The organism is Nitrospirota bacterium (assembly GCA_016207905.1).
Taxonomy (GTDB): Bacteria; Nitrospirota; Thermodesulfovibrionia; order Thermodesulfovibrionales; family JdFR-86; genus JACQZC01.
Map to the genome: position 1 here is coordinate 1 of JACQZC010000038.1, position 10437 is coordinate 10437.

Consider the following 10437-nt stretch of genomic DNA (forward strand, 5'->3'; position numbering starts at 1 on the left):
AGTGAAACATTTCATATTGACTGCTTCCGTTTTTTACTGATATAGTGCAACATATGAATAAAAAAATCTCAAAAGAAAAAAGGCTAAGGTTCAAGGCTTATGCTATAGATGACAACACAGCTTATTTGAACAAATTGAACATGATTGAACACTCTGACGATAAAAATGAAGATAATTCAAGCACTTAGGGAATTGAAATTGAACCTATAAAAAAGGGAGATGGCAACGATTATCATTTCATCAAGATTTTTAAATGAGGCAACGAATCAGTTTCACAAGATTTTTGATGAGGCTTCTTTATCTTGACAGAAATGTGGCAGAGGCTTACTATTATATATACAGAAAAAGGGGGTCTAAATGAAAAAGGTCATTTTCTTGTCAATAATCCTGTTTTTGTTTTTTTTGTTTATCTCTCCTGAATTCTCATCAGGAGGAGAGCCTCCAAATGAGCCAATCCTTCGTATAGAGACAGAGGTTCACACCGCAGTAATAAACAGAATCGGCATAGATGCCGAAAACCGCTATATCGTGACAGGCTCCGATGACAAGACAATACGGGTATGGGACCTATCGGATGGAAGACTTATAAGGATAATAAGACCTCCTATAGGTGACGGGGATGAAGGAAAGATATATGCGATTGCTCTTTCTCCTGATGGCAATACAATAGCAGGAGCCGGATGGACAAAGGCATCAGAGGGTTTCCATAACATCTATCTCTTTGACCTCAAAACAGGTAGTCTCATTAAAAGACTAACAGGGTTTCCAAATGTCATTGACCAGCTTAGCTATTCAAAAGATGGAAGGTTCCTCGTTGTAGGTCTCGGAAGAGACAATGGCATCCGCATCTATAAGACATCCGATTACAGTTTAGTGGCAGAGGATAAAGATTATGGCTTTGACATATATGGCACTGATTTTGACAAGTATGGAAGGCTCGTAACAAGCTCATACGATGGATATATCAGGCTTTATGACAGCTCATTTAAATTGATTGCAAAAAAGAAAGCAAGAAGCGGAAGTCGACCTTTTCAGGTCAGCTTTTCTCCTCAAGGCAAGATAGCAGTTGGACTTGAAGATGTAGTGGCAGTAGATATACTTTCAGGCAAAGACCTCGAATATCTTTATTCGCCTGATACAACTGGTATTGACGGAAGTTTAGGCAGGGCTTCGTGGTCATCGGATGGCAGAAGCCTGTATGCAGGTGGAAAGTTTCAAAAGAAATTCGATGGTATCTGGCAATTCGCTATTCGCAGGTGGTCAGCAGAGGGCAGGGGGCAATATATAGATTTTCCTGTCTCTGCCAACACCCTCATGCACATCATCCCGCTTAAAGACGGCGGAATTGCTTTCGGTGCATATGACCCTGCATTTGGTGTTATAAATGAAATGAATGAGAGGGTTCTCTTCATCAGTCCATCTATCGCTGATTACAGGGGACTACTTGAAAACCTGCTTGTCTCTTATGAAGGAGAAACCATTCAGTTTGGCTATGAGACATGGGGAGCATCGCCTGCAAGGTTCTCTGTAGTAAACCGTATCCTCGAATCCGAGCCACTGAGCCCTGAGCCCGGACTCAAGCCACCTCTGATTACAGGGATAGATATTACGGACTGGGAAGACACTTATGAGCCAAAGCTTAACCGTGTAGTCCTCAAACTCGATGAGTATGAAAAGTGTAGAAGCCTTGCTATCTCGCCTGACAAAAACTCTTTTCTCCTTGGAGCCGAATGGTCTCTCAGGGCTTATGACAAAAATGGAAATGAGAAGTGGAATATCTCTACACCCTCTGTTGCATGGGCAGTGAATATCTCAGGGAATGGGAAGGTGGCAGTAGCTGCATTTGGGGATGGGACAATCAGGTGGTTCAGGATGAGCGATGGGAAAGAGCTGTTGACGCTTTTTCCTCATAAGGACAAAAGGAAATGGGTAGCCTCTGCTGGCTCAGAGGAGCTGATTGGCTGGCATATAAATAACGGAAAAGACCAATCAGCCGATTTTTTTCCTGCATCTCGGTTCAGGTCGACATATTACAGGGCAGATATAATAGAGAAGGTTCTAAAGACAGTTGACGAGGATGAGGCAATACTTCTTGCAGACAAGGAATCCGGAAGGGGAAAACAGGAGACCTCTATACAGAAGATTCTTCCACCTATCGTAGCAATCGTTTCTCCTTCTGATAGCTCAGAGGTGAGCTCTACTCAAATAACAGTTAGATTTACAATCAGAACTCCATCGGGTGAGCCTATAACAGGCATAAAGGCACTTGTAGACGGAAGACCTGTTTCAGCACAAAGGGGTGTAAGTATTAAGCCAAAAGGGGATGATATAAGGGAGATAGAGGTAACCATCCCTGAGAGGGACTCTGTGGTGTCAATCATAGCTGAAAACATTTACTCTGCATCAGAGCCTGCAACCATAACCCTTAAGTGGCGTGGTAAGAAGGAGGAAAAGTTCGTTATCAAGCCAAAGCTCTATGCACTTGCAATCGGAGTGAGTAAATACGAGGACAAAGACCTTGCGCTTAATTTTCCAGCAAAGGATGCAGTGGACTTTGCAAATGCGGTAACAAAGCAAAAGGGAGAGTTATACAGGGAAGTAGTGGTAAAGGTTCTCACTGACGAGAAGGCAACGAAGGATAACATCCTCGATGGATTAGAGTGGCTCGAGCAGGAGGTAACGAGCAAGGATGTGGCAATGCTATTCATAGCAGGGCATGGGGTGAACGACCCAACAGGGAATTATTATTTTCTGCCTGTTGATGCAGACTCGGATAAGCTTAAAAGGACAGGGGTTGTATTTTCCGAGATAAAGACCACGATAGCCTCCTTAGCAGGAAAGACGATTATGTTTGTGGATACATGCTATTCGGGAAATGTGATGGGAACAAGGAAAACAGACTCCAACAACAACAAAGCCACAGACCATAACCGACTTTCCTGTGGCAGTAAGGAGGTAAAAGGATGTTTCCTATACATCGGGCAAGAAGGCTAAGAAACAACCCTGTCATAAGGAGGATGATGCGGGAGACCTCGGTAAGTGTGGATGACCTTATCTATCCGCTTTTTATAACTCATGGAAAAAACATAAGGCAGGAGATTCCTTCTATGCCAGAGTGTTATCAGGAGTCCGTTGACCGTGTAGTGGAAAATGCATTGGAGGTTTATTCTCTCGGCATACCAGCAGTCATGCTTTTTGGCATACCAGAGAGGAAAGACGAGATTGGCTCCTCTGCTTATGACAAGCATGGCATAATACAGACTGGGATAAAGGCTATAAAAGACAGTGTGCCTGAGCTTTATGTGATAACGGATGTGTGCCTTTGCGAATACATGAGTCATGGTCATTGCGGAGTTGTTAAGGAAGGTCAGGTGCTGAATGACCCGACATTGGAGCTTCTTTCGAAATCAGCGGTCTCTCATGCAAAGGCAGGCGCAGATATGGTTGCACCATCTGACATGATGGATGGAAGGGTTAGGGCAATAAGGCTTGCTCTGGATGACGAGGGGTTTTCGGATATGCCGATAATGAGCTATGCGGTTAAATATGCATCTGCATTTTATGGCCCATTCAGGGAAGCGGCTGAATCGAGCCCAAAATTCGGAGACAGACGCTCATATCAGATGGACCCATCAAACAGAAAAGAGGCACTAAGAGAGATTCGCCTTGACATAGAAGAAGGCGCCGATATCGTGATGGTCAAGCCTGCCATTTCGTATCTCGATATAATCTCCGATGTAAGGGAACGATGCGATGTGCCGGTGTCTGCTTATAATGTAAGCGGTGAGTATGCACTCGTTAAGGCAGGTGGCAGACTGGGCTGGATTGACGAAGAGAATGTGATGATGGAAATCCTCACATCCATAAAAAGGGCAGGTGCCGACCTCATACTCACATATCATGCAAAGTCAGCCGCAAGGCTCATCCAGAAATAAGAGCCGTTTGTAGCGCATGGGTATACTCGATGAAATTGTAAAAAAGAAAAAAGAAAGGCTTTCCTATGTAAAAGCCAAGATTCCCCTGAAGGACATCATCTCTAAGATTCCTTCTATGGAAAAACCAAGACCGCTCATGCCTGCAATAAAGAGAGATTCAAAAGGCATAAGGCTTATTGCCGAGATTAAAAAGGCATCTCCTTCAAGAGGAATCATAAGGCAAGACTTTAACCACATGGAGATTGCAAAGCTCTATCAGGAAAAATCAGATGCAATCTCTGTGCTTACAGAGGAGGACTTTTTCATGGGAGACCTGAAATACATTGAAGATGTTAGAGAAATCGTAGATAAACCCCTCCTGCGAAAAGACTTCATAGTGGATGAATACCAGCTATATGAATCCAGAGCAAACAGGGCAGATGCAATACTCCTCATAGCAAGCCTGCTTAGTAAGGCTCAGGCAGAGGAATACCTTCACATGGCAAAAGAGCTAAGCATGGCAGTGCTTTTTGAGATACATGACATGAGAGAGCTTGAGATGGCACTTTTATTAAATGCAGATATAATAGGCATAAACAACAGGGACCTGAAGACCCTCAAAATTGATTTAAGTGTTACAGAGACTCTTAAAAAAGACATTCCAGAGGGAAAGATAGTGGTAAGTGAAAGCGGAATTAAAAGCAGGCAGGATGTCATAAAATTAGATAAGGCTGGCATCGATGCAATGCTTATTGGCACTGTGCTTATGGAGGCAGAAAACATAGGGAAAAAGATTGATGAGCTAAGAGGGAAATGCTGAGCAAAATAGAGTATAATAATAGCCAAATTGGTCAGTTAGCCGAGGCTTGAGGAATGGGGAGCAGAACAATAGTAATACTAACATTATACTATCGCTAAAAGGTTTTGTGAGAGGAACAACATCTGGAGATTTGGAAGATATTAAGTTTTATCATATAATAAAATGATTGGAAATACAGGGAAATACAGGGACACATCCCACATTTCATAATTAATCCTTCTTAGATGGGAGGCGTGCAAACCTTCAAAATGCTATAATAAAATCAACAAATTAAGGAGGATTGAGATATGTCGTCAACTGTATTGCAAGATAAGCTTATCAACGAGATAAAAAACTTACCCCGCAGTAAAGTCTTTGAGGTAATTGATTTCGTCAGTTATCTGAAGCTCAAAGAGGATGATTGGTTTATAGCCTATGTTAATAAGAGGGGCAGGCTTGCCAAGGCTCAGAAGAAAAGGGGAATGAAGTTTACAAGCCTTGAAGAACTTCAGAAGGCATATAAATAACCAGCTATGCACCCCTATAACCTTGAGCTTTCTCCTGCTGCATTAAGAGACCTAAAAAAACTTCCTGTAAACATACAAAAAACTATTGTTATGGAGCATCTGCCTGCCATCAAGGAGGACCCTTACAAGAAGGGCAAGCCACTTATAGGAGCCCTTAATAAAGAACGGTCTTACCATTTTGGAAGAAAGCCTGAATACAGGATTATCTACTTCATAGAAGGGCGCACTATAACCGTAACCCTTATAGGAACAAGGGAAGGCATCTATAAAAAGGCAAAGAAAAGATGAGAGATGTCCCATGGTTAAAGTCAAAATCTGTGGCATAACTAATTTAGACGATGCTGAGAAGGCAGTTGCCTTTGGAGCAGATGCCTTAGGATTTGTCTTTTATAAAGGCTCACCGAGATATATCCATCCTGATGAGGCAGAAAAGATAATCATGGCACTTCCGCCTTTTATAACGACGGTTGGGGTCTTTGTGGATGAAAGTAAAAATGAGGTTCAGAGGATAATAAGGCACACAGGCATAGATACTGTTCAGTTTCATGGACACGAGCCACCTGAGGCATGCATAATACCAAAGAGAGTAATAAAGGCAATAAGGGTAAAAGAGCTAAGCGACCTTGAGCCTCTTAAGCACTATCATGTCTCTGCATTTCTTCTTGACACATACACGCCTGACCTCTTGGGTGGAACAGGAAAGCTTTTTAACTGGGATATTGCACTTGAGGCAAAACAGTTTGGAAAGATAATCCTCGCAGGAGGTCTTGACCCAGACAACATAGAGAAGGCTGTAAGATGGGTGCATCCCTACGGGGTTGATGTTAGTAGTGGCGTTGAGGAGGAAAAAGGCAAAAAAGACCATGTCAAAGTGGCTCTTTTTATAGCAAAGGCTAAGAGTGTTTAGGTTCTGAACACACCCTCACAACTGTCTTTACATTCCCACGGGGATTGAAATCACCTATGACCTCAAGAAACTTAGGCTTTAATTTTTTTAAAAGTTCATTATATATTATGTTTGTTGCCTCCTCACAGAATCTCAATACCTACTATCTCCTCATTCGGTCCCATGTCAACAGCGATATCCTCTGTCAGGCGTATTGTTGTTACTTCTGTAGGGCCCTTTTTAAATGATATATAAGCCGCATCCACCTCAGGGTCATATTTTATCCTCATTTTGCACCTCCAATAAAATATGCATACACGGTTACAACTACAAACTTATCAGGTTCTTCCGCAACAATTGGAATCACCTGTTTAACCTGATAATATTTACCTTTCCATATAGCATTATAACTGAAATTCTTACGGAATGATAACCTTCCTTTTTTAGCAGGAAAACACTCCCCTCCCTTTATTGCAAGTTCAACCTCCTCTTTAGATGCTCCTCTATCAGCCATGTTATCAAGGGCATGCTGAGAAAATTTTATAGGCTTTTTACGACTCAATTACATTTATCCTTTCTCCGAACACACCCTCACAACTGTCTTTACATTCCCACGGGGATTGAAATCACCGATGACCTCAAGAAAGCGTGGCTTCAACTTCTTAAGGAGTTCGGCATATATTATGTTTGTTGCCTCTTCATGTGAGGCGTGGACTGACCTAAAGGAATTCAGATAAAGCTTCAGGGATTTAAGCTCAACTATTTTTTTATGAGGCACATAGTTTACCTTTATAGTTGCAAAATCGGGATAGCCCGAGCGAGGGCAAAGACATGTAAACTCGGAAAAACTTATGTTTATCTCATAGTCCCTCTCTGGAGAGGGATTTTCCCAGACCTCGATTTTTGCCTGCTTTATTTTACGCTCGCCATATCTCATAGATGAATTTAGCATTTAATAGCAAATCTTGTAAAGACAAATGGTTTCCTGATAGCATATCCAATGAGATTAAGATACATCCTGATATTCGCTGTCCTCACCCTGATTTATTTCCAAGATGCAGTCTTTAAAAACCTCCTTCTTGCAGTAGGAGACGGGCTGTTGGAGTTTTATCCCCTAAAGGTTGTTTTCATGGATATGGTAAAAGAGGGAGCCCTGCCTTTATGGAATCCTTACATGTTTATTGGTTTTCCCCTTATGGCATCCATGCAGGCAGGTGCATTTTATCCCCTGAACTGGCTTCTCTTGCCATTTTCGCCTGAGAGTGCATTTAACCTCAGCATCTTCGCCCATATCTCACTTTCAGGATATTTTATGTTTCTCTATGTAAGGCTTATTGTGGCTAAGGACTTTCCCTCAGTGATGGCAGGGGTTGTCTTTGCCTTTTTAGGTTTCATCTCAGCACACCTTCATCAGCCTCCCATACAGGCAACCGCGGCGTGGCTTCCGCTCATACTTTACTTTATAGAAAAGTTAAGGATTACCTTTGACATAAGATATAGCCTTTTAGGTGGGATTGCCATTGCCTTTCAGGTCTATGCCGGGCATCCACAGACACTGCTTCTAAGCGGAATGCTTATTTTTCTTTATGTCATATTTCATGGTCTTCATATGGGCATCTCAAGGGGTTTCAAATTTCTCCTTAAGAGCCTTATCTCAGCAGGTGTTGGCATTGCCCTTTCTTTGCCACAGCTCATTGCAACCTTTGAACTTACTAATGTAGCATTCAGGGCAGAGTTGAGCTATGAGATATTCTCCCAATTGTCCATGCCGTTTCACATGCTGGTTGGGCTGATATTTCCTTTTTTCCGTGAACCCATGATAGGTTTTATAGGCATACTTCCATTTGTCATAGCATGCATAGCAATCTTTAAGGAGTGGAGGTCAAATCTTCATGTAAGGGTCTTCGGTATAATTGCAGTTATTTCGCTTTTGCTTTCCCTCGGAGCAAACATTCCTCCTCTTCATAAACTTATGTATCATGTGCCTGCATATAATCTTTTCAGGGCGCCTGTAAGACATCTCTATGAGTTTGACTTTGCCCTTACGGTTATCTTTGCATTTGGCATCTCACGGCTCATGGAAACAGGAGGGAAGGCAAAGAGCGGACTTGTGCCCAAACTTATTATGATAGCTCTTTTGCTGATAGTGTTTTCCGAGGCATTATATTTCAGGGCAGGACAGAATCTTTCATTTCAATCGATAAGCGAAGTTAAAAACAGGCAGGAGACAAGACTTTTAAGATTTCTCAAGGAAAATAAACAGACAACTGTATTTATATTTACCTCAAGAGGCGACAATACACAAGACCTTCTTCCTATAACAAAAAGAATTCCTATGCTCAATGGATACGACCCTTTGATAATCAAAGACCTGAGCGACCTACTTGATATGGAAGGCATCGGGTACTCACATGAATGGGATGAGCTTATAAAGAACAACATCATCTTAAGCATGCTTGGCACAAAATACCTTATAGTCCCTAAAGATAAAGAGCTCCTTATGGAGGCAGTTACAGGAAGGGTTACGGATAAAGGCTATATGCCTCCTATTGGTCTTGGGCTTCCTCCATCAAAAGAATATCAGAGAATCTATGAGAGACTTTTTTATTCAGAAAGGGGCATTCTGTATCTGAACAGAAACTGCCTGCCAACTGCATGGTCAGTCATAGAGTTAATTGAGGCAGAAAGTATTGATGATGTAAGTATAAAACTCTATGCATTCCGAATCGACCCAAGAAGGCAGGCAATGCTTTCAAAAAAGGATATTGAAAGGATTGGACTAAAAACCTTTAGTCAGGGCTCCGCAAAAATCGTTAGCTCAAAGCCCAATAAGCTTATACTTAATACTGATTTTACATCTACAGGTTTTATTGTGCTTTCAGAGCAGTTTTATCCTAACTGGAGTGCTTACATAGACGGATTGCCCACAGAGATTTATAAGACAAATGGGGTTATGAGAGGAGTTGTTGTGCCTTCTGGCAAGCATAAGCTAATATTTAGATACATACCTGTTAAAATATATATGGCAATGGCATTAAGCGGGATTGCCATTGGAGCCATTTTCCTGATAATATTTTATCGCCCAAAAAATAAAAATGACATCGATAACTAACGACAGACCTAACACCAGGCTTTACATCTTCATAATACTCGCTTATCTCCTTCTATCTCTGATTATTACTTACCCCCTGGTGACGAAATTCACAACCCACAATGTAGGCAGCAGTAGAGACGACCAGCTACTCATGTGGAACCTCTGGTGGGTCAAATACGCCGTGATGGATTTGACAACAAATCCCTTTTATACGGATTATATATTTTACCCCCATCAGGTAAATCTGACCTTTCATGCACTTACATTTCTGAATGGCATTATATCCATCCCCCTTCAGTACATAATGGATATCGTCACAATTTATAACTTGTTCTATATACTGTCCTTTGTCCTTTCTGGCTTTGGAGGGTTCCTCCTTACGAAATACTTCGTAAAAGACTGGAGGGCCGCATTTATCGGGGGAATAATCTTTGCCGTATGGCGTGCCCCATTAAGGGGCAACTTAGGGGCAACTCAATGGATGCCATTGTACATCCTTTATCTGTTTAAGACATTAGACAGCACAAAGGGTTATACCAGATATGCCTTAATCGCCGGCATTATGCTCGGATTTAATTTCCTCTCCGAATACTACTATTTTATTATGATGGCGATCTTTACTATCATCGCCTTTGTCTTCTATATGGTAAAGAAAAATGTCGGGGCATTTAGAGCAGTCAAAAAGGCGTGCCTCATCTCATTATTCTCGATACCGTTTATACTGCCAGTTATGTTCTTTGTGATCAAGGTAATCCTTTCGGGCGATACAAGGAAGGTACCGTTATCTATAAATGGTCAAAACATAGTTAATAGCGTCGTAGATTTATTTGGGTTCTTCTGTCCTCATCCGGAAAACCCGATTATTGGACGGTTTTCTTTCTCGGAATACTTTACTGGGCTGGAGAATTTTGCATTCGTAGGGATAAGCGTAATCTTCTTTTCCGCCTTTGGCTGGCTCAGGTCCCGTAAGACGGACAACATGGCATCTTTTTGGTTAATCTCTGCTTTGGTTTTCGTTGTCTTATCCTTAGGCCCCTACCCACATATCCTCGGCAGAGAACTTAGCGTCCCCCTGCCGTTTCTGCTATTCAGATACATTCCGTCATTTGACAACCTGACGATTCCGTCCCGCTTCCACATTCTAACGATGCTCCATATGTCAGTTTTGGCAGGCTACGGCATGAGATATATTCTGGCAAAAAGAAGATACCTCATTG

At 42.0% G+C, this 10437-nt stretch carries 12 protein-coding genes; 8 read left to right on the forward strand and 4 right to left on the reverse strand.

What is annotated here, in order from left to right; all coding sequences use genetic code 11:
• The first annotated feature begins 357 nt into the window (after positions 1 to 357).
• The 6 genes from HY805_04465 (at position 358) to HY805_04490 (ending at position 6147) form a co-directional block, all read left to right on the forward strand.
• Positions 358 to 2994, forward strand: coding sequence for a caspase family protein (locus HY805_04465; protein ID MBI4823467.1), 2637 nt, complete (start codon positions 358 to 360; stop codon positions 2992 to 2994).
• Positions 2964 to 3935 carry a porphobilinogen synthase gene (gene hemB, locus HY805_04470; GenBank protein ID MBI4823468.1) on the forward strand — a complete coding sequence of 324 codons (972 nt, stop codon included), beginning with the start codon at positions 2964 to 2966 and terminating at the stop codon, positions 3933 to 3935. Before HY805_04465 ends, hemB begins: the two co-directional genes overlap by 31 nt.
• Positions 3936 to 3951: 16 nt before the next feature.
• The gene (gene trpC, locus HY805_04475) at positions 3952 to 4734 is read left to right on the forward strand and encodes an indole-3-glycerol phosphate synthase TrpC (protein ID MBI4823469.1); all 783 of its coding nucleotides are present in this window, start codon (positions 3952 to 3954) and stop codon (positions 4732 to 4734) included.
• Between the two features lie 287 nt (positions 4735 to 5021).
• Positions 5022 to 5240: a hypothetical protein gene (locus HY805_04480; GenBank protein ID MBI4823470.1), complete on the forward strand. Its 219-nt coding sequence runs from the start codon at positions 5022 to 5024 to the stop codon at positions 5238 to 5240.
• A gap of 6 nt (positions 5241 to 5246) precedes the next feature.
• Positions 5247 to 5528, forward strand: coding sequence for a type II toxin-antitoxin system RelE/ParE family toxin (locus tag HY805_04485; protein MBI4823471.1), 282 nt, complete (start codon positions 5247 to 5249; stop codon positions 5526 to 5528).
• A gap of 10 nt (positions 5529 to 5538) precedes the next feature.
• On the forward strand, positions 5539 to 6147 hold the full coding sequence (locus tag HY805_04490; GenBank protein MBI4823472.1) for a phosphoribosylanthranilate isomerase: 609 nt from the start codon (positions 5539 to 5541) through the stop codon (positions 6145 to 6147).
• On the opposite strand, the gene HY805_04495 is transcribed toward HY805_04490, so the two are convergent.
• Genes HY805_04495 through queF form a run of 4 tightly spaced genes read right to left on the reverse strand, consistent with a single transcriptional unit; the run spans position 6134 to position 7063 of the window.
• Positions 6134 to 6283, reverse strand: coding sequence for a hypothetical protein (locus HY805_04495; GenBank protein MBI4823473.1), 150 nt, complete (start codon positions 6281 to 6283; stop codon positions 6134 to 6136). The two genes, HY805_04490 and HY805_04495, sit on opposite strands and share 14 nt — an antisense overlap.
• A complete protein-coding gene (locus HY805_04500; protein MBI4823474.1) occupies positions 6270 to 6416 on the reverse strand; it encodes a DUF2283 domain-containing protein in 147 nt (48 codons plus the stop codon). Before HY805_04500 ends, HY805_04495 begins: the two co-directional genes overlap by 14 nt.
• Positions 6413 to 6688 carry a DUF4258 domain-containing protein gene (locus tag HY805_04505; protein MBI4823475.1) on the reverse strand — a complete coding sequence of 92 codons (276 nt, stop codon included), beginning with the start codon at positions 6686 to 6688 and terminating at the stop codon, positions 6413 to 6415. Before HY805_04505 ends, HY805_04500 begins: the two co-directional genes overlap by 4 nt.
• A 6-nt stretch (positions 6689 to 6694) precedes the next feature.
• Positions 6695 to 7063 (reverse strand): NADPH-dependent 7-cyano-7-deazaguanine reductase QueF, encoded by a 369-nt coding sequence (gene queF, locus HY805_04510; protein ID MBI4823476.1) that lies wholly within the window; start codon positions 7061 to 7063, stop codon positions 6695 to 6697.
• A 63-nt stretch (positions 7064 to 7126) separates the two neighbouring features.
• Here queF and HY805_04515 point away from each other — a divergent pair, with 63 nt between their 5' ends.
• Both HY805_04515 and HY805_04520 read left to right on the forward strand, forming a co-directional pair.
• A complete protein-coding gene (locus HY805_04515; GenBank protein ID MBI4823477.1) occupies positions 7127 to 9238 on the forward strand; it encodes a YfhO family protein in 2112 nt (703 codons plus the stop codon).
• Positions 9239 to 9317: 79 nt separating this feature from the next.
• The coding region (locus HY805_04520) for a hypothetical protein (GenBank protein MBI4823478.1) at positions 9318 to 10437 on the forward strand (1120 nt) is incomplete at its 3' end.